Origin of the sequence: Streptomyces africanus (assembly GCF_030816955.1) — a bacterium.
GTDB lineage: Bacteria > Actinomycetota > Actinomycetes > Streptomycetales > Streptomycetaceae > Streptomyces > Streptomyces africanus.
The window spans coordinates 1,450,500-1,468,987 of the sequence record NZ_JAUSYP010000001.1 but is presented as its reverse complement, the minus strand read 5'-3'; the positions used below and the strand labels follow the sequence as shown (position 1 = coordinate 1,468,987).

Below are 18,488 nucleotides of genomic sequence, written 5' to 3'. Positions count from 1 at the left end.
GGCATGTACGGGGCCCTTTTCCGACCGGCTGATCAGCCGCCGAACTCCTGCAGACCCTTCAGCGCCTGGTCCAGCAGCGCCTGACGGCCCTCGAGCTCACGCTCCAGCTTGTCGGCCCTGGCGTTGTTGCCCTGCGCCCGGGCCTGCTCGATCTGGCCCCTCAGCTTGTCCACGGCGGCCTGGAGCTGGCCGGTCAGACCCTCGGCACGCGCGCGTGCCTCCGGGTTCGTCCGGCGCCACTCGGTCTCCTCGGCCTCCTGGAGGGCCCGCTCGACCGCGTGCATCCGGCCCTCGACCTTGGGCCGGGCGTCGCGCGGCACATGACCGATGGCCTCCCACCGCTCGTTGATCGTGCGGAACGCGGCCCGGGACGCCTTCAGGTCAGTGATCGGCAGGAGCTTCTCGGCCTCCTCGGCCAGCTCCTCCTTGAGCTTGAGGTTCTCCGCCTGCTCGGCGTCCCGCTCGGCGAACACCGAGCTGCGCGCGGCGAAGAAGACGTCCTGGGCGCCGCGGAAGCGGTTCCACAGATCGTCCTCGTGCTCGCGCTGGGCCCGGCCGGCGGCCTTCCACTCGGCCATCAGCTCGCGGTAGCGCGCGGCCGTCGCACCCCAGTCCGTCGAGTTCGACAGTGCCTCGGCCTCGGCGACCAGCCGCTCCTTGGTCCGCCGCGCCTCCTCGCGCTGGGAGTCCAGCTGCGCGAAGTGCTGCTTGCGCCGCTTGGAGAACGCCGACCGCGCATGCGAGAACCGGTGCCACAGCTCGTCGTCGGACTTGCGGTCCAGCCGCGGCAGACCCTTCCAGGTGTCCACCAGGGCCCGCAGCCGCTCACCGGCCGCCCGCCACTGGTCGGACTGCGACAGCTCCTCCGCCTCGACGACCAGCGCCTCCTTGGCCTTGCGCGCCTCGTCGGACTGCTTGGCCCGCTGCGCCTTGCGCTCCTCGCGGCGAGCCTCCACCAGCTCGGTGAGCTTGTCCAGTCGGACCCGCAGGGCGTCCAGGTCGCCCACCGCGTGATGCGCGTCGACCTGCTCCCGGATGTGGTCGATGGCCGCCTGGGCGTCCTTCGCCGACAGGTCGGTGGTCTTCACTCGCTTCTCGAGGAGGCCGATCTCGACAACCAGGCCCTCGTACTTGCGCTCGAAATAGGCCAGCGCCTCCTCGGGGGAGCCTGCCTGCCACGAACCGACGACCTGCTCGCCGTCGGCCGTACGCACGTACACGGTCCCCGTCTCGTCGACGCGGCCCCACGGGTCGCTGCTCACAGCGCCTCCTCCACATGATGCCTGCGAGGGGCTGAAGCTCCCCCGGGCATCGTCCACAGTTTCGTCACGGCCAACATAGGCGACCGGCGGGGGGCCTGTCCGCATCCCGCGCGACCGAAATTACGCAGTTGAGGGTCAGGATTTCGCGACCGTGGCCTTGTTGATCACGACCGTCGCGTTGGGCGCGGTATTGCCCGTCTGAGGGTCGGGGGCCTGCGCTCCGGCGGCGGCGATTTTCTTGAGCACCTTCATGCCCGCCTCGGACACCGTTCCGAACGGGGTGTAGTCGGGCGGCAGCTGACTGTCCTGGTAGACGAGGAAGAACTGGCTGCCGCCGCTGTTGCGGCCCTGCTTCGTCTGGGCGTTGTACTGGTTCGCCATCGCGACCGTGCCCGCCGGGTAGACCCCGCCCTTGAGGCTCTTGTCCTTCAGATTCTCGTCCGGGATCGTGTAGCCGGGGCCGCCCATGCCGGTGCCCTGCGGGTCGCCGCACTGCAGGACGTAGATGCCCTGGTCGGTGAGCCGGTGGCACTTGCTGTGGTCCAGGTAGCCCTTGCCGAGAAGGAAGTTGAACGAGTTGACGGTGTGCGGCGCCGCCGACGCCTTCAGCGCGATGTCTATCCCGCCGCAGGTCGTGTCCAGTTTCATCGTGTACTTCGCGGACTTGTCGATGGTCATCGCCGGTTCCTTCTTCCAGGTCTCCGACTTGACCTTGCCCGGGGCCGGCTTCTCGCACGGGTCCGGGGCCTTGCTGGGCGAGGCGCTCGGGCTGACCTCCGCGCCCGCCTTCTCCGTCTTGCCGTCGTCCTCGAACGGCTTGGTCAGGTAGACCGACACGGAGAGCACCACGACCACGCCGAGAACCGAGGCGATCACGGAGTTGCGGATACGGGCCTTGCGTCGCGCATCAGTGCGCCGCTGCTGCTGCCGCAAGTACTTCTCACGGGCGAGCTGACGCCGCCGCTGTTCCTGGCTGACCACCGGGTTCTCTCCTCATGCGTCTCGAACGTCGAACCGGTACGCGTGGGGCCTGTGCGCCGACCGCCTGCGTGTGCCCCGTACCGTATATGGGTTCGCTGAGGAATCGGCAGCGCCGGTAGGCTCTGACAGCAGTCGCAGCCGCCCGTATCGACACAACGAAGGACGATCGTGCTCATTGCCGGGTTCCCCGCCGGGGCCTGGGGGACGAACTGTTACCTCGTCGCCCCCGCCGCCGGTGAGGAGTGCGTGATCATCGACCCCGGCCATCAGGCCGCCGACGGCGTCGAGGAAACGCTCAGAAAGCATCGGCTCAAGCCCGTCGCCGTCGTCCTCACGCACGGCCACATCGACCACGTGGCGTCGGTCGTCCCGGTGTGCGGCGCGCACGACGTGCCGGCCTGGATCCACCCCGACGACCGGTACATGATGAACGACCCCGAGAAGGGAATCGGCCGTTCCATCGGGATGCCGCTCCTGGGCGAGCTGACCGTGGGGGAGCCCGATGACGTCAAGGAACTGGCCGACGGGGCGAAGCTGGAGCTGGCGGGCCTGGAGCTGTCCGTCGCGCACGCGCCCGGCCATACCAAGGGGTCGGTGACCTTCGGTATGCCCGAGGCGGCGGACATCCCGCCGATCCTGTTCTCGGGCGACCTGCTGTTCGCCGGCTCCATCGGACGCACCGACCTGCCCGGCGGTGACATGGCCGAGATGCTCGACTCGCTGGCCCGCGTGTGCCTGCCGCTCGACGACTCGACCGTGGTGCTGTCCGGCCACGGCCCCCAGACCACCATCGGCCAGGAGCGCGCCACCAACCCGTATCTGCGGCAGGTGGCGGCCGGCCAGGGAGCATCCCCGGCTCCCCGACGAGGAATGTGACGAGACCTTCCGTGAGCACCTTCAAGGCCCCCAAGGGCACGTACGACCTGATCCCGCCGGACTCCGCGACGTTCCTCGCGGTCCGCGAGGCGATCGCCGCGCCGCTGCGCAACTCCGGCTACGGCTACATCGAGACGCCGGGCTTCGAGAACATCGAACTCTTCGCGCGTGGCGTCGGCGAGTCGACGGACATCGTGACGAAGGAGATGTACGCCTTCGAGACGAAGGGCGGCGACAGGCTGGCCCTGCGTCCCGAAGGCACGGCCTCCGTGCTGCGTGCCGCGCTGGAGGCCAACCTGCACAAGGCGGGCAACCTCCCCGTCAAGCTCTGGTACTCCGGCTCGTACTACCGCTACGAGCGCCCCCAGAAGGGCCGCTACCGCCACTTCTCCCAGGTCGGCGCCGAGGCGATCGGTGCCGAGGACCCGGCGCTGGACGCCGAGCTGATCATCCTGGCCGACCAGGCGTACCGCTCGCTGGGCCTGAGCAACTTCCGGATCCTGCTCAACAGCCTGGGCGACAAGGAGTGCCGCCCGGTGTACCGGACGGCGCTGCAGGACTTCCTGCGCGGCCTGGACCTGGACGAGGACACCCTGCGCCGGGCGGAGATCAACCCGCTGCGCGTGCTGGACGACAAGCGCGAGTCCGTCCAGAAGCAGCTCGGGGACGCCCCGCTGCTGCGCGACTACCTCTGCGACGCCTGCAAGGCGTACCACGAGGAGGTGCGCGAGCTGCTCACGGCGGCGGGCGTCGCCTTCGAGGACGACCCGAAGCTGGTGCGCGGCCTGGACTACTACACCCGCACGACGTTCGAGTTCGTCCACGACGGCCTCGGCTCCCAGTCCGCCGTCGGCGGCGGCGGACGCTACGACGGGCTCTCCGAGATGATCGGCGGCCCCGCGCTGCCGTCCGTCGGCTGGGCCCTCGGCGTCGACCGCACGGTCCTCGCGCTGGAGGCGGAGGGCGTCGAGCTCGAACTCCCCGCCACCACCAGCGTGTTCGCCGTCCCGCTCGGCGAGGAGGCCCGCCGGGTCCTGTTCGCCAAGGTCACGGAGCTGCGCAAGAACGGCATCGCGGCCGACTTCTCCTACGGCGGCAAGGGCCTCAAGGGGGCGATGAAGAACGCCAACCGCAGCGGCGCCCGCTACACGATCGTCGCCGGCGAACGCGACCTCGCCGAGGGCGTCGTCCAGCTCAAGGACATGGAGTCGGGCGAGCAGACGCCGGTCGGCGTGAACGAGATCGTGGCGGAACTGGAAGCGCGGCTCGGCTAGCAGCAGACCAGGAGCGAAGGCGCCGGACACCTGCCGAGGTGCCCGGCGCTTTCGTCACTGCTCCAGCAGCCCGTACCGCAGCGCGCTCGTCACCGCCGCCGTCCGGTCGTCCACTCCCAACTTGCCGAAGACGCGCAGCAAATACGTCTTCACCGTCGACTCGCCGATGAACAGCCGCCGCCCGATCTCCGCGTTCGTGCAGCCCTCGGCGACCAACCGCAGCACGGCCGTCTCGCGTTCCGACAGCCGCGGCCGCTCCGGCTTCGTACGCAGCTGCTCCACCAGCCGGGCCGCGACGGACGGGGCCAGGACCGTCTCGCCGCGCGCCGCCGCCCGCACGGCATCCGCGAGTTCCGCACGCGGCAGGTCCTTCAGCAGATAACCCGCCGCCCCGGCCTCCACCGCCCGCAGAATGTCCCGGTCCGTCTCGTACGTCGTCAGCACGACCACCCGGCACGGCAGCCCGGCCCGTGTCATCCGCACGATGGAGTCCACGCCCCCGCCACCCGGCATCCGCAGGTCCATCAGCACGATGTCGGGCCGCAACTCAGCCGCCAGCGCCTCCGCCTGCGGCCCGCTGGACGCGTCGGCGACGACCTCCAGATCGGACTCCGCACTGAGCATCGCCCGCAGTCCCTCCCGTACGACGGGATGGTCGTCGGCGAGGACGATCCGGATCACGGCGTCTCCCTCCTCAGGACCGGAAGGCGGACGGTCACCACCGTGCCGACGCCCGGGGCACTGCGCACCTCGGCCGTTCCGCCCACTTCCACGGCCCGGGCCCGCAACCCCGCCAGACCGTACCCACCGCGGGCGGCACCCGGGTCGAAGCCGGGCCCGTCGTCCCGCACGGACACGGTCAGCATGTCGTCGGCGTACGCCAGCGCCACCCCGACCGCAACCGAACTCCCCGCGTGCTTACGGGCATTGGCCAGCGCCTCCTGGCAGGCGCGCAGCGCGACCACCTCGGGACCGGCGGGCAGCATGCGGACCGGGCCGGTCACCTCCAGCGTCGCGTCATGGCGCGCGGCGAGCCGGCCCAGCGCGTCCGGCAGGGAGGCACCGTCCAGGTCGGCCGGCGCGCCCCCGGCGACCAACGCCCGGGCCTCGGCGAGGTTCTGCCGGGCCGTCTCGTCCATCAGCCGCAGATGACGCCGCGCCTCGGGCAGGTCGTGGTCCAGCTCCGCCTCGACCGCCTGGATCAGCATCACCAGACTCGTGAACCCCTGCGCGAGCGTGTCGTGGATCTCCCGGGCCAGCCGCTCCCGCTCGGCCAGCGCCCCGTGCGCCTCGGACAGCCGGCCGATCTCGTGCCGGCTCGCGTCCAGCTCCGCGATCAGCTCGGCCCGCCCCTGGCTCTGCTCGATGATCCGGATGGTCCAGATCCCGAGCGCCACCGAGAACACCAACGTGACCAGGCAGAACAGCGCGTTGAAAACCAGATCCCGGGCATTCGGGCGCCACAGCAGCGCCCAGCCCGCCACGGGCACCAGATTGATCGCGGCCACCGCCACCAGCGCCGACCGCAGCCGCAGCGTCATGAAGCACTGCGGGATGAGCGCGAAGGTCAGCACCCGCGTCTCACCGGCGAGCACCGCCGACGGAAGGAACAGCGCCAGCGCCGCCGCCAGATAGACGACCGCCTGCCACTGGTCGGGCGGATCGCCCCGGATCAGACGTCGCCCGGCCCCGACGTACAGCGGGACGAGCGGCACGAGCAGCGCCGCCGCGACCGTGCGGAGCGGCCAGCCGGACTGCTCCGCGGCGAGCACATAGGCCACGGTGGCTGCCCACACCAGCGCGAAGTACGTGTCCCAGAGCCGGAACGAGCGCTCCCAGTGGTACGCGCTCGCGGCATCGCTCATCCGGTGCGCCGGTCCTTCCAGCGGAACGTCAGCAGACACAGCACCAATCCTCCGGCGCACCACGCGGCGAGCACCAGGGCCACGCGTCCCATCTCCCAGCTCCCCGCCTGCTCCAGCACCTGCGCCGACTCCGGCAGGAACACCCCGCGCAGCCCCTGGCACATCCACTTCAGAGGGAACAGCGCACCGATGGTCAGCATCCAGTCCGGGATGGTGCCGATGGCGATGTACACCCCGGAGATGAACTGGAGTACCAGGAAGGGCAGCACGACCACGGAACTCGCGCTGTTCGCGGACCTCGGCACCGAGCTGATCGCGATGCCGAGCAGGGCGCAGGCCGTGATCCCGAGCACGAAGATCCACGCCAGGTCGAACCAACGGCCCGCGTCGGACGGCAGGTTCACGTCGTACACGGTCGTGCCGACGAGGAGCAGGATCACCGTCTCCAGCAGACCGGTGAACAGAACAAGCCAGATCTTGCCGAGGAAGTACGCCGTCGGCGGCATCGGCGTGCCCCGCAGCCGGCGCAGCACCTTCTCCTCCCGCTCCACGGCGATCGAGATGCCGAGCGCCTGGAAACTCGTCGACATGATGCCGGCGGCCATCATCGCCGGGACGTAGAGCTGCGAGGCGGTGATGCCCGCGCCCGCCACGTCGTCCCGGAAGATAGACGCGAACAGGAACAGGAAGACGACCGGGAAGGCGAACGTGAACACCACCTGGTCGCGCTGCCGGAAGAACTGCCTGATCTCCAGGGCGCCCCGCCGCAGCCCCAGGCTCCAGGCGCCGGGCAGCCCCCCGACGCCGACCCCACCTCGCTCCCGTACGGCGGTCGTGGTCATCGCGCGTCCTCCTGCCGCTGTCCGGTCAGCCGGAGGTAGACGTCCTCCAGCGTGGGCCGGCTCACCGCCAGCCCCGGGATCTCACCGTCGAAGCGCTGCATGAGCCCGGCGATCGTCCTGGTCGGCGTGCCCGTGCGCTCCCTGCGCGGGGTGCCGTCCGGCTCGGTCCACTCGACGAGGGTCTCGGTGCCGAACCGCTCCCGTAACGCCCCGGGCTCGCCCTCGGCGACGATCCGGCCCTTCGCGACGACGGCCAGCCGGTGCGCGAGGGCCTCCGCCTCCTCCAGGTAGTGCGTGGTCAGCAGGATGGTCGTGCCGTCGTCGGCCAGGGCGCGGATGAGCGACCAGAACTGCCGCCGGGCCGCCGGATCGAACCCGGTGGTCGGCTCGTCCAGAAGCAGCAGGTCCGGCCCGCCGATCACGCCGAGCGCCACGTCCAGACGCCGGCGCTGGCCACCCGACAGCGCCTTGATCCGGCTGTCCGCCTTCGTCTCCAGTCCGACCAGGCCGATGACCTCCTCCGGGTTCCGCGGCCGGGGGTAGTAGCCGGCGAAGTGCCGCACCGTCTCCCGGACCGTCAACTCCGCGGGCGCCGATTCGTCCTGCCAGACGATTCCGACACGCGAACGCCACGCGCGCGTGCCGGTCGCCGGGTCCGACCCGAGCACGGACACCTCGCCCGCGTCCCGGTCCCGGTTGCCCTGGAGGATCTCCACCGTGGTGCTCTTGCCCGCGCCGTTGGGCCCGAGCAGGCCGAACACCTCGCCCCGGCGGATGCCCAGATCGATGCCGTCGACGGCGGTCACGTCCCCGTACCGCTTGCGCAGTCCCCGCACCTGAACGGCGAGGTCGTACTCGTGTGCTGTCATACGACGAGCGTCGGCCGGAACGCACCCCTCAGGGACGACCGTGCGGACATCCTTATGTCCACTGAACGGTGGACAGGCGCCCGCGTGCGGCAGAATGGCACTGCCCGAAGTTGGTCAGGCCTCAAGCGACGGAATCGGCGTGATGAGCAAGACGACAGTCAAGGACGTCTCCATGGAGCCCGAGTCGGAGCGCGCGGAGATCGCGCCCCGCACCGAGGGCGGCAGCCGGGCCCTCGCCCTGCTGCTGGTGATCACCGGCGCGGCCGGGCTGCTCGCCTCGTGGGTCATCACGATCGACAAGTTCAAGATCCTCGAAGCCAAGGTCGCGGGCACGACGTTCACGCCCGGCTGCAGCCTCAACCCCGTCGTCTCCTGCGGCAGCGTCATGGAGAGCAAGCAGGCCGCCGTCTTCGGTTTCCCGAACCCGATGCTCGGCCTCGTCTGCTACGGCATCGTGATCGCCGTCGGCGTGAGCCTGCTCGCCCGCGCCCGCTTCCCGCGCTGGTACTGGCTCACCTTCAACGCCGGCTGCCTGTTCGGCGTCGTCTTCTGCGCCTGGCTGATGTTCCAGTCCCTGTACCGGATCAACGCGCTGTGCCTGTGGTGCTCCCTGGCCTGGGTCGCGACGATCCTCATGTTCTGGTACGTGACGTCGTTCAACATCCGCAAGGGCTTCCTGCCCGCCCCGGCCTGGCTCAGGAGCTTCTTCGGCGAGTTCACCTGGGTCATGCCCGTGCTGCACATCGGCATCATCGGCATGCTGGTCCTGACCCGCTGGTGGGACTTCTGGCTGAGCTGAGCCGGGAGCACCGGGGCCCGGAGGGATTGTCAGTGCCGTGATTTAGGGTTTCTGACGTGGAGCCCGACCTGTTCACCGCCGCAGCAGAAGAACGCCAGGAGAAGGAGCCGTCCAGCAGCCCCCTGGCGGTGCGGATGCGCCCGCGCACCCTCGACGAGGTCGTGGGCCAGCGGCATCTGCTGAAGCCGGGCTCTCCCCTGCGCAGACTGGTCGGCGAGGGCGCCTCCGGCCCGGCCGGCCCCTCCTCGGTGATCCTCTGGGGCCCGCCCGGCACCGGCAAGACCACCCTGGCGTACGTCGTCTCCAAGGCCACCGACGCCCGCTTCGTCGAGCTCTCGGCGATCACCGCGGGCGTCAAGGAGGTCCGCGCGGTCATCGACGGCGCCCGCCGCGCCTCCGGCGGCTTCGGCAAGGAGACCGTCCTCTTCCTCGACGAGATCCACCGCTTCAGCAAGGCCCAGCAGGACTCCCTGCTCCCGGCCGTGGAGAACCGCTGGGTGACGCTGATCGCCGCGACGACGGAGAACCCGTACTTCTCGGTGATCTCGCCGCTGCTGTCCCGCTCCCTGCTGCTCACCCTCGAACCGCTCACGGACGACGACATCAAGGGCCTCGTCCAGCGGGCCCTGACCGACGAGCGCGGCCTCAAGGGCGCCGTCGCCCTCCCCGAGGAGACCGAGAGCCACCTCCTGCGCATCGCCGGCGGCGACGCCCGCCGCGCCCTGACCGCCCTGGAGGCCGCCGCCGGAGCCGCCCTCGACAAGGGCGAGACGGAGATCGGGCTGACGACGCTGGAGGAGACGGTCGACCGGGCCGCCGTGAAGTACGACCGCGACGGCGACCAGCACTACGACGTGGCCAGCGCCCTGATCAAGTCCATCCGCGGCTCCGACGTCGACGCCGCCCTGCACTACCTGGCCCGGATGATCGAGGCCGGCGAGGACCCCCGCTTCATCGCCCGCCGCCTGATGATCTCCGCCAGCGAGGACATCGGCCTGGCCGACCCGACCGCTCTGCAGACGGCGGTCGCCGCCGCCCAGGCCGTCGCCATGATCGGCTTCCCGGAGGCCGCCCTCACCCTCAGCCACGCCACCATCGCCCTGGCCCTGGCCCCCAAGTCCAACGCCGCGACCACCGCGATCGGCGCCGCCCTGGAGGACGTACGCAAGGGACTGGCCGGGCCCGTGCCCGCGCATCTGCGCGACAGCCACTACAAGGGCGCCACCAAGCTCGGCCACGGCCAGGGCTACGTCTACCCGCACGACCTGCCCGAGGGCATCGCCGCCCAGCAGTACGCCCCGGACGCCCTGAAGGACCGCGAGTACTACGAGCCGACCCGGCACGGCGCGGAGGCCCGCTACGCGGACGCGGTCGAGTGGACCCGGAAGAACCTCGGTCGAAAGCGGTCCTGAGCACCCTGTAAACTCGGTCGGAGTGCCGCGTCCCGTGCAGTCAGAACGGGACAGTCGGCCGGAGCCAGTCAGGGGCACAGTCCCCGGGACCGGCTCCAGGAGCGTCGCGCACCGTCGAACGGTGTCGCGGGCAGCCCACCACCCCTCGTCGCAGGACGGGACCGGTCGGTGGGCCACTCGCGTGCTGCACGTATGTGCCCAGACCAGGGGAGCGGCTGCCCACCCCGTCCGGCAAGGACGAGGAGGGTTTCCCCGGCTGCGGATGCGACCTCCCACAACCCTGACAAGCCGACACTAGGAAACGAGAAACAGTGGCGAACCAGTCCCGCCCCAAGGTCAAGAAGTCGCGTGCCCTCGGCATCGCGCTCACCCCGAAGGCCGTCAAGTACTTCGAGGCCCGTCCGTACCCGCCCGGTGAGCACGGCCGCGGCCGCAAGCAGAACTCGGACTACAAGGTCCGTCTGCTCGAGAAGCAGCGCCTGCGCGCGCAGTACGACGTGTCCGAGCGCCAGCTCGTCCGCGCCTACGAGCGCGCCTCCAAGGTCCAGGGCAAGACCGGTGAGGCCCTGATCATCGAGCTGGAGCGCCGTCTCGACGCCCTGGTCCTGCGTTCGGGCATCGCCCGCACGATCTACCAGGCCCGCCAGATGGTCGTCCACGGCCACATCGCGGTCAACGGCAAGAAGGTCGACAAGCCCTCCTTCCGTGTCCGCCCGGACGACGTGGTGCAGGTCCGCGAGCGCTCCAAGGAGAAGACGCTCTTCACGATCGCCCGTGAGGGTGGCTTCGCCCCCGACGGCGAGACCCCGCGCTACCTCCAGGTGAACCTCAAGTCCCTGGCGTTCCGCCTGGACCGCGAGCCCAACCGCAAGGAGATCCCGGTGATCTGCGACGAGCAGCTCGTCGTCGAGTACTACGCCCGCTGATCCACGGCAGGCACGCGGTACCCCAGCCCGTCGTCTCCCCGCCCCTTCGGGCGGGCGAGGCGGCGGGCTTTCGCGAATCCGCCGTCCCCGGGCGGTAATCCGGTACGGAGCCGCATCCCCGGCGCGATAGGCTCGTCGCACGACTTTTTCGATGTTCAGGCACGTTTTTCAGGGAGCGGGTGCACACAGTGTCCGGTGGAGAGGTGGCCGGAATCCTGGTGGCCGTCTTCTGGGCGATCCTGGTCTCCTTCCTCGCCGTCGCGCTGGCGAGGCTGGCCCAGACGCTCAGGGCGACCACCAAGCTCGTGGCGGACGTGACGGATCAGGCCGTCCCGCTGCTGGCCGACGCCTCCGCGGCGGTGCGCTCCGCGCAGACCCAGATCGACCGGGTCGACTCGATCGCCTCCGACGTACAAGAGGTCACGTCGAACGCCTCCGCGCTGTCGACCACCGTCGCCTCCACCTTCGGCGGCCCCCTGGTCAAGGTCGCCGCCTTCGGCTACGGCGTGCGCCGGGCCCTCGGCGGTCGCAAGGAGGACGTGCCCGGCAAGGCGTCGAGGCGTACCGTGATCGTGGGCCGCACGGTCTCTCGGCGCAGCGCCCGAGGGAAGAGGGACTGAGAGCCAGCGATGTTCCGCCGTACGTTCTGGTTCACCACCGGCGTCGCCGCCGGAGTGTGGGCCACCACCAAGGTCAACCGGAAGCTGAAGCAGCTGACGCCCGAGAGCCTCGCCAGAACCGCGGGGAACAAGGCGCTCGAGGCCGGCCACCGGCTCAAGGACCGCGCGGTCGACTTCGCGCTCGACGTCCGCGACAACATGGCCCAGCGGGAGGCCGAACTGGGCGACGCGCTCGGGCTCAACGCCCCCGTCGACCCCGAACTCCCGGCCCCCCGGCGGTACGCCGCCATCGAGAACCGCACAGAGCCGAAGACGTACGTCATCGACAGCACGTCGTCCACGTACAAGAAGAATTCGTACAACCGGAATGAGGACCACTGATGGAGTCGGCTGAGATTCGCCGCCGCTGGTTGAGCTTCTTCGAGGAGCGCGGTCACACCGTCGTCCCTTCGGCGTCGCTCATCGCGGACGACCCGACTCTGCTCCTCGTCCCGGCCGGCATGGTCCCCTTCAAGCCCTACTTCCTGGGTGAGGTCAAGCCGCCCTTCGCCCGCGCCACCAGCGTGCAGAAGTGTGTGCGCACGCCGGACATCGAAGAGGTCGGCAAGACCACCCGGCACGGCACGTTCTTCCAGATGTGCGGCAACTTCTCCTTCGGCGACTACTTCAAGGAAGGCGCCATCAAGCTCGCCTGGGAGCTGCTCACCAGCCCCCAGGACAAGGGCGGTTACGGCCTCGACCCCGAGCGCCTGTGGATCACCGTCTACAAGGACGACGACGAGGCCGAGCGCATCTGGCACGAGGTCGTCGGCGTGCCGAAGGAGCGCATCCAGCGCCTCGGCATGAAGGACAACTACTGGTCCATGGGCGTCCCCGGCCCCTGCGGCCCCTGCTCCGAGATCAACTACGACCGCGGCCCCGAGTTCGGAGCCGAGGGTGGCCCCGCCGTCAACGACGAGCGGTACGTGGAGATCTGGAACCTCGTCTTCATGCAGTACGAGCGGGGCGAGGGCACCGGCAAGGACAACTTCGAGATCCTCGGGGACCTGCCCAGCAAGAACATCGACACCGGCCTCGGCCTCGAACGCCTCGCCATGATTCTGCAGGGCGTGCAGAACATGTACGAGATCGACACCTCGATGGCCGTCATCGACAAGGCCACCGAGCTGACCGGCGTCCGCTACGGCGACGCCCACGCCTCGGACGTGTCCCTGCGCGTGGTCACCGACCACATGCGCACCGCCACCATGCTCATCGGCGACGGTGTCACCCCGGGCAACGAGGGCCGCGGTTACGTGCTGCGCCGCATCATGCGCCGCGCCATCCGCAACATGCGCCTGCTCGGCGCCACCGGCCCGGTCGTCAAGGACCTGATCGACGTCGTCATCGGCATGATGGGCCGGCAGTACCCCGAGCTCATCACCGACCGCGAGCGCATCGAGAAGGTCGCCCTCGCCGAGGAGAACGCCTTCCTCAAGACGCTGAAGGCCGGCACCAACATCCTCGACACCGCCGTCAGCGACACCAAGGCCGCCGGCTCCACCGTGCTGCCCGGCGACAAGGCCTTCCTGCTCCACGACACCTGGGGCTTCCCGATCGACCTCACCCTGGAGATGGCCGCCGAGCAGGGGCTGTCCGTGGACGAGGAGGGCTTCCGCCGCCTGATGAAGGAGCAGCGGGAGCGCGCCAAGGCCGACGCCCAGGCCAAGAAGACAGGCCACGCCGACCTCGGCGCCTACCGCGAGATCGCCGACCGGGCCGGCGCCACCGACTTCATCGGCTACACCGACACCGAGGGCGAGTCCACGGTCGTCGGCATCCTGGTCGACGGCGTCTCCTCCCCGGCCGCCACCGAGGGCGACGAGGTCGAGATCGTCCTCGACCGCACCCCGTTCTACGCCGAGGGCGGCGGCCAGATCGGCGACACCGGCAAGATCAAGACCGACTTCGGTGCCGTCATCGAGGTCCGCGACTGCCAGAAGCCGGTCCCTGGTGTCTACGTGCACAAGGGCGTCGTCCAGGTCGGCGAAGTCACCGTCGGCGCCAAGGCCCACGCCGCCATCGACGACCGCCGCCGCAAGGCCATCGCCCGTGCCCACTCGGCCACGCACCTGACCCACCAGGCCCTGCGCGACGCCCTCGGCCCGACGGCCGCCCAGGCCGGTTCCGAGAACCAGCCCGGCCGCTTCCGCTTCGACTTCGGTTCCCCGTCCGCCGTTCCGACGGCCGTGATGACCGACGTCGAGCAGAAGATCAACGAAGTGCTCGCCCGCGACCTGGACGTCCGCGCCGATGTCATGGGCATCGACGAGGCCAAGAAGCAGGGCGCCATCGCCGAGTTCGGCGAGAAGTACGGCGAGCGCGTGCGCGTCGTGACCATCGGCGACTTCTCCAAGGAGCTGTGCGGCGGCACGCACGTGCACAACACCGCTCAGCTGGGCCTGGTGAAGCTGCTCGGTGAGTCGTCCATCGGCTCCGGTGTCCGCCGGATCGAGGCCCTGGTCGGCGTGGACGCCTACAACTTCCTCGCCCGTGAGCACACGGTCGTCGCCCAGCTCCAGGAGCTGATCAAGGGCCGCCCGGAGGAACTGCCGGAGAAGGTCTCCGCCATGCTCGGCAAGCTGAAGGACGCCGAGAAGGAGATCGAGAAGTTCCGCGCCGAGAAGGTCCTCCAGGCCGCCGCCGGTCTCGCCGAGTCCGCCAAGGACGTCCGTGGCGTTGCTGTCGTGACCGGTCAGGTCCCGGACGGCACGACCGCCGACGACCTGCGCAAGCTCGTGCTCGACGTGCGCGGACGGATCCAGGGTGGACGGGCCGTCGTGGTCGCCCTGTTCACGGTGGCGAACGGCAAGCCGCTGACGGTCATCGCCACCAACGAGGCCGCCCGCGAGCGCGGCCTGAAGGCCGGCGACCTGGTCCGGACGGCCGCCAAGACCCTCGGCGGCGGCGGTGGCGGCAAGCCGGACGTCGCCCAGGGAGGCGGCCAGAACCCGGCCGCGATCGGCGACGCCGTGGACGCCGTCGAGCGCCTGGTCGCCGAGACGGCCAAGTAAGAAACGGGTCCGGAAAAGATGCGCAGAGGACGTCGACTCGCGATCGACGTCGGGGACGCCCGGATCGGGGTCGCCTCGTGCGACCCCGACGGGATCCTCGCCACCCCGGTGGAGACGGTCCCGGGGCGTGACATCCCCGCAGCTCACCGGCGGTTGAAGCAACTCGTCGAGGAGTACGAGCCCATCGAGGTCGTGGTCGGTCTCCCGCGCTCCCTCAAGGGCGGCGAGGGCCCGGCCGCGGTCAAGGTCCGGGGCTTCGCGCAGGAACTGGCGCGCATGATCTCCCCGGTTCCGGTGAGACTCGTGGACGAACGCATGACGACGGTGACGGCCAGTCAGGGACTGCGCGCTTCGGGCGTGAAGTCCAAGAAGGGAAGGTCCGTCATCGACCAGGCGGCGGCGGTGATCATCCTGCAACAGGCCCTCGAATCCGAACGGGTGTCAGGTAAAGCACCCGGAGAAGGCGTCGAAGTGGTCATCTGATCGCGATACGGTAACGTTCCGCGCGATGCGGCGGCATTCGAACAGCCACCGCACAGCAAGAGGCGGGACGGGAGCCGAGCCGGAAGCCGCGTGACCGCCGCCTCGCGGCTCTAGGGGATCGATGACTGAGTATGGCCGGGGCCAAGGCTCCGAACCGTGGCATCCGGAGGACCCGTTGTACGGGGACGGCGGATGGGGAGGAGAGCAGGCCCACCAGGGCCGGCATTCCCCCTACGGCGGCCAGCCGCAGCACCATCCAGAGCAGCCGCAGCAGCCGCAGTACGGCGACTGGGGCACCGGTGAGCAGGCCGGATACGGTCAGGCGCAGCAGCAGTACCAGTACGACCAGCAGCAGTACGCGGCACAGGCCCATGGGCATCAGCAGTACCCGGGGCAGGGTGACCAGGGGCACCAAGACCAGCGATACCAGCAGGACCCGGGATACCAGGACCAGGGATACCAACAGGATCCCGGATACCACCAGCAGCAGTACGACAACGGCGGCTGGGCCACAGGACAGCACCAGCAGGTCTCGTACCCCGGCGACCCCGCCGACCCGTACGGTCAGCAAACCGGTGCGTACGGCCAGGGCCAGTCCGACTACTACGGCACGCCTGACGCGTATCCGCCACCGGAGCCGCCCGGCCGGCGGCGGGCCGAGCCGGAGCCGGAGACCGACTGGGACCCCGGCCCCGACCAGGGTGAGCACGCCTTCTTCGCGGGCGGCGACGACGATGACGACGCCGACGAGCCGGGCGACCGCCGCCGGCGTGACGACCAGCGGGGACGCGGCGGCAAGCCCAAGAAGCGCCGCAGCGGAATGGCCTGCCTGGTGGTCGTCCTGGTCCTCGGCGGCGGCCTGGCGGGCGTCAGCTACTTCGGCTACCAGTTCTTCCAGGATCGTTTCGGCGACGCCCCGGACTATGCGGGGGACGGCAACGGGCAGCAGGTGTCCGTCGAGATCCCGCAGGGTGCGGACGGTTACACGATCGGCCGGGTGCTGAAGTCCGCGGGCGTCGTCAAGAGCGTCGACGCCTTCGTCTCGGCGCAGGCCGGCAACCCCGAGGGCAGGACCATCCAGGACGGCGTGTACACGCTGCAAAAGCAAATGTCGGCCGACAGCGCGGTCGAAATGATGCTCAGCCCGGAGAGCCGCGACAACCTGATCATCGCCGAGGGCAAGCGCAATGCCGACATCTACCGGCTCATCGACAAGCGGCTGGAGGTCAAGGACGGCACCACCGCCGCGGTCGCCAAGAAGGACTGGAAGAAGCTCGGCCTGCCCGACTGGGCGCTGAACCACAAGGATGTCAAGGACCCGCTGGAAGGGTTCCTCTACCCCTCCAGCTACGGCATCGCCAAGGGACAGAAGCCCGAGGACGTGCTGAAACGGATGGTGACCCGGGCCACCCAGACGTACGAGAAGCTCGGCGTGGAGAAGAAGGCCCAGAGCCTCGGACTCGAGGACCCCTGGCAGTTGCTCACCGTCGCGAGCCTGGCCCAGGCCGAGGGCACGAGCCACGACGACTTCCGCAAGATGGCCGAGGTCGTCTACAACCGCATGAAGCCGGGGAATCCGCAGACCAACGGCATGCTGGAGTTCGACTCCACCTACAACTACATCAAGAACCAGAGCAAGATCGACCTGAGTCTGAGCGAGCTGCGGAACTACGACAACCCGTACAACACGTACTTCCACAAGGGCCTGCCGCCCGGGCCGATCGACAACCCGGGCGAGGCGGCGCTCAAGGGCGCCCTGAACCCGACGAAGGACGGCTGGTACTACTTCATCTCGCTGGACGGCAAGACCAGCGAGTTCACCAAGACCAACGCCGAGCACCAGAAGCTGGTCGACAAGTTCAACGCCTCGCGGAACAACTGAGGAACACCTGATGGCCGCACATCGCCGAGCCGCCGTTCTCGGCTCCCCGATCGCCCACTCGCTCTCCCCGGTCCTGCACCGCGCGGCCTATGAGGAGCTGGGCCTGACCGGCTGGACGTACGACCGGTTCGAGGTCGACGAGGCCGCGCTGCCCGGGTTCTTCGAGACGCTCGGGCCCGAATGGGCGGGGCTCTCGCTGACCATGCCGCTCAAGCGGGCCGTGATCCCGCTGCTCGACGGGATCAGCGAGACAGCGGCCTCCGTCGACGCGGTCAACACGGTCGTCCTCACCGAGGACGGCCGCCGGACCGGCGACAACACCGACATCCCCGGCATGGTCGCGGCTTTGCGCGAGCACGGCATCGACAAGGTCGAGGCCGCCGCGATCCTGGGCGCGGGCGCCACCGCCTCGTCCGCACTGGCCGCGCTGTCCCGGGTCTGCCCGGGCGAGATCGCCGTGTACGTGCGCAGCGAGGCCCGGGCCGCCGAGATGCGGCAGTGGGCCGAACGGCTGGAGGTCCCGGTGCGCATCGCCGACTGGGCGGACGCCGAGCGGGCCCTGCACGCCCCGCTGGTGATCAGCACCACGCCGGCGGGTGTCACCGACGCCCTCGCCCGATCCGTCCCGGAGCGCCCGGCGGCCCTGTTCGACGTGCTCTACGACCCCTGGCCGACCGCCCTCGCCGCCCGCTGGTCGGCGTACGGCGGCGCGGTCGTCAGCGGCCTCGACCTGCTGGTGCACCAAGCAGTGCTGCAGGTCGAGCAGATGACGGGTCGGGCCCCGGCCCCGCTGGACGCCATGCGAAAAGCGGGCGAACGCGCTCTCGCGGCCCGATAGGATCCGCTCTCGTTCCGCAGGGGGCGGAACAGGGGAGGGGAACCAACCATGTCCAGCGGCATGCCTCAGGCGTCCGTCAAGTCCCAGATATTCGAGTCCCTGCTGGGATTCCTGCCCGACTGGGTGCAGATCACGGTGCTCGCCCTGATCGTGCTCGCGGTCCTCGCGTCCTGGGCGGTCAAGATCAAGCGCAAGATCGCCTACCGGCGGGCCGTGCGCAGCGGCCGGCCCGTCCACGCGGCGGCCCAGTACGGGCAGGGGCGCGGCGCGGACTACCTGGGGGAGTACGCACCGCAGCAGGCGCAGCAGCAGGGCAGCGGGGCCGACCATCTGGGCGCCTGGGCACCGCAGCAGACGCAGACCGCGCAAGCGCAGAGCGGCGCGGACTTCCTGGGCGCCTACGCGCCGCAGCGGGAGACCGGCGGCCCGGCCTCGTCCGCCTGATGGACCGGCGGCCGGACCCGCGCTCCGGACATGGCAGGATCGTAGGTGGCGGACCGGGGCCG

General features: G+C 70.0%; 18 protein-coding genes. 12 read left to right on the top strand and 6 right to left on the bottom strand.

What is annotated here, in order from left to right; all coding sequences use genetic code 11:
• Positions 1 to 32: 32 nt before the first annotated feature.
• Positions 33 to 1,262, bottom strand: a complete 1,230-nt coding sequence (locus QF034_RS06900) for a DUF349 domain-containing protein (protein WP_307174089.1) — start codon at positions 1,260 to 1,262, stop codon at positions 33 to 35.
• Between the two features lie 135 nt (positions 1,263 to 1,397).
• Entirely contained in the window at positions 1,398 to 2,243 is an 846-nt protein-coding gene (locus tag QF034_RS06895) for a peptidylprolyl isomerase (RefSeq protein ID WP_307174088.1), read from the bottom strand.
• Between the two features lie 168 nt (positions 2,244 to 2,411).
• Here QF034_RS06895 and QF034_RS06890 point away from each other — a divergent pair, with 168 nt between their 5' ends.
• Positions 2,412 to 3,119, top strand: coding sequence for an MBL fold metallo-hydrolase (locus QF034_RS06890; protein WP_086565620.1), 708 nt, complete (start codon positions 2,412 to 2,414; stop codon positions 3,117 to 3,119).
• A gap of 11 nt (positions 3,120 to 3,130) precedes the next feature.
• Positions 3,131 to 4,393: a histidine--tRNA ligase gene (gene hisS / locus QF034_RS06885; protein ID WP_307174087.1), complete on the top strand. Its 1,263-nt coding sequence runs from the start codon at positions 3,131 to 3,133 to the stop codon at positions 4,391 to 4,393.
• 54 nt (positions 4,394 to 4,447) lie between these two features.
• On the opposite strand, the gene QF034_RS06880 is transcribed toward hisS, so the two are convergent.
• Genes QF034_RS06880 through QF034_RS06865 form a run of 4 tightly spaced genes read right to left on the bottom strand, consistent with a single transcriptional unit; the run spans position 4,448 to position 7,969 of the window.
• Positions 4,448 to 5,074 (bottom strand): response regulator, encoded by a 627-nt coding sequence (locus tag QF034_RS06880; protein ID WP_307174086.1) that lies wholly within the window; start codon positions 5,072 to 5,074, stop codon positions 4,448 to 4,450.
• Complete coding sequence (locus tag QF034_RS06875; RefSeq protein ID WP_307174085.1) at positions 5,071 to 6,258, bottom strand: sensor histidine kinase; 1,188 nt, start codon at positions 6,256 to 6,258, stop codon at positions 5,071 to 5,073. Before QF034_RS06875 ends, QF034_RS06880 begins: the two co-directional genes overlap by 4 nt.
• Positions 6,255 to 7,100 (bottom strand): ABC transporter permease, encoded by an 846-nt coding sequence (locus tag QF034_RS06870; RefSeq protein ID WP_307174084.1) that lies wholly within the window; start codon positions 7,098 to 7,100, stop codon positions 6,255 to 6,257. Before QF034_RS06870 ends, QF034_RS06875 begins: the two co-directional genes overlap by 4 nt.
• Positions 7,097 to 7,969 (bottom strand): ABC transporter ATP-binding protein, encoded by an 873-nt coding sequence (locus QF034_RS06865; RefSeq protein WP_307174083.1) that lies wholly within the window; start codon positions 7,967 to 7,969, stop codon positions 7,097 to 7,099. Before QF034_RS06865 ends, QF034_RS06870 begins: the two co-directional genes overlap by 4 nt.
• A 142-nt stretch (positions 7,970 to 8,111) precedes the next feature.
• Between QF034_RS06865 and QF034_RS06860 the strand changes: the two genes are divergently transcribed.
• The 10 genes from QF034_RS06860 to QF034_RS06815 all read left to right on the top strand — a co-directional run bounded on the left by QF034_RS06860 (position 8,112) and on the right by QF034_RS06815 (position 18,426).
• Positions 8,112 to 8,768, top strand: coding sequence for a vitamin K epoxide reductase family protein (locus QF034_RS06860; RefSeq protein WP_307174082.1), 657 nt, complete (start codon positions 8,112 to 8,114; stop codon positions 8,766 to 8,768).
• Positions 8,769 to 8,824: 56 nt separating this feature from the next.
• The gene (locus QF034_RS06855; RefSeq protein WP_307174081.1) at positions 8,825 to 10,180 is read left to right on the top strand and encodes a replication-associated recombination protein A; all 1,356 of its coding nucleotides are present in this window, start codon (positions 8,825 to 8,827) and stop codon (positions 10,178 to 10,180) included.
• Between the two features lie 311 nt (positions 10,181 to 10,491).
• Positions 10,492 to 11,106: a 30S ribosomal protein S4 gene (rpsD, locus tag QF034_RS06850; protein WP_031138994.1), complete on the top strand. Its 615-nt coding sequence runs from the start codon at positions 10,492 to 10,494 to the stop codon at positions 11,104 to 11,106.
• Positions 11,107 to 11,285: 179 nt separating this feature from the next.
• Positions 11,286 to 11,726, top strand: coding sequence for a DUF948 domain-containing protein (locus QF034_RS06845; protein WP_040904142.1), 441 nt, complete (start codon positions 11,286 to 11,288; stop codon positions 11,724 to 11,726).
• A 9-nt stretch (positions 11,727 to 11,735) separates the two neighbouring features.
• Entirely contained in the window at positions 11,736 to 12,107 is a 372-nt protein-coding gene (locus QF034_RS06840; RefSeq protein ID WP_086559723.1) for a hypothetical protein, read from the top strand.
• Positions 12,107 to 14,779 (top strand): alanine--tRNA ligase, encoded by a 2,673-nt coding sequence (alaS, locus tag QF034_RS06835; protein ID WP_307174080.1) that lies wholly within the window; start codon positions 12,107 to 12,109, stop codon positions 14,777 to 14,779. Before QF034_RS06840 ends, alaS begins: the two co-directional genes overlap by 1 nt.
• Before the next feature lie 18 nt (positions 14,780 to 14,797).
• Positions 14,798 to 15,262, top strand: coding sequence for a Holliday junction resolvase RuvX (gene ruvX / locus QF034_RS06830; protein WP_307174079.1), 465 nt, complete (start codon positions 14,798 to 14,800; stop codon positions 15,260 to 15,262).
• Between the two features lie 121 nt (positions 15,263 to 15,383).
• The gene (gene mltG / locus QF034_RS06825; RefSeq protein ID WP_307174078.1) at positions 15,384 to 17,144 is read left to right on the top strand and encodes an endolytic transglycosylase MltG; all 1,761 of its coding nucleotides are present in this window, start codon (positions 15,384 to 15,386) and stop codon (positions 17,142 to 17,144) included.
• Between the two features lie 10 nt (positions 17,145 to 17,154).
• Positions 17,155 to 17,982, top strand: coding sequence for a shikimate dehydrogenase (locus tag QF034_RS06820; protein ID WP_307174077.1), 828 nt, complete (start codon positions 17,155 to 17,157; stop codon positions 17,980 to 17,982).
• 48 nt (positions 17,983 to 18,030) lie between these two features.
• Positions 18,031 to 18,426 carry a hypothetical protein gene (locus QF034_RS06815; protein WP_307174076.1) on the top strand — a complete coding sequence of 132 codons (396 nt, stop codon included), beginning with the start codon at positions 18,031 to 18,033 and terminating at the stop codon, positions 18,424 to 18,426.
• Positions 18,427 to 18,488 lie beyond the last annotated feature (62 nt).

Bases quoted from the DNA above. Each gene is read 5' to 3' on its own strand.
- QF034_RS06875 (WP_307174085.1), bottom strand. From the start codon at position 6,258: ATGAGCGATGCCGCGAGCGCGTACCACTGGGAGCGCTCGTTCCGGCTC.
- QF034_RS06870 (WP_307174084.1), bottom strand. From the start codon at position 7,100: ATGACCACGACCGCCGTACGGGAGCGAGGTGGGGTCGGCGTCGGGGGG.
- QF034_RS06865 (WP_307174083.1), bottom strand. From the start codon at position 7,969: ATGACAGCACACGAGTACGACCTCGCCGTTCAGGTGCGGGGACTGCGC.
- QF034_RS06860 (WP_307174082.1), top strand. From the start codon at position 8,112: ATGAGCAAGACGACAGTCAAGGACGTCTCCATGGAGCCCGAGTCGGAG.
- QF034_RS06840 (WP_086559723.1), top strand. From the start codon at position 11,736: ATGTTCCGCCGTACGTTCTGGTTCACCACCGGCGTCGCCGCCGGAGTG.
- alaS (WP_307174080.1), top strand. From the start codon at position 12,107: ATGGAGTCGGCTGAGATTCGCCGCCGCTGGTTGAGCTTCTTCGAGGAG.
- ruvX (WP_307174079.1), top strand. From the start codon at position 14,798: ATGCGCAGAGGACGTCGACTCGCGATCGACGTCGGGGACGCCCGGATC.
- mltG (WP_307174078.1), top strand. From the start codon at position 15,384: ATGACTGAGTATGGCCGGGGCCAAGGCTCCGAACCGTGGCATCCGGAG.
- QF034_RS06820 (WP_307174077.1), top strand. From the start codon at position 17,155: ATGGCCGCACATCGCCGAGCCGCCGTTCTCGGCTCCCCGATCGCCCAC.
- QF034_RS06815 (WP_307174076.1), top strand. From the start codon at position 18,031: ATGTCCAGCGGCATGCCTCAGGCGTCCGTCAAGTCCCAGATATTCGAG.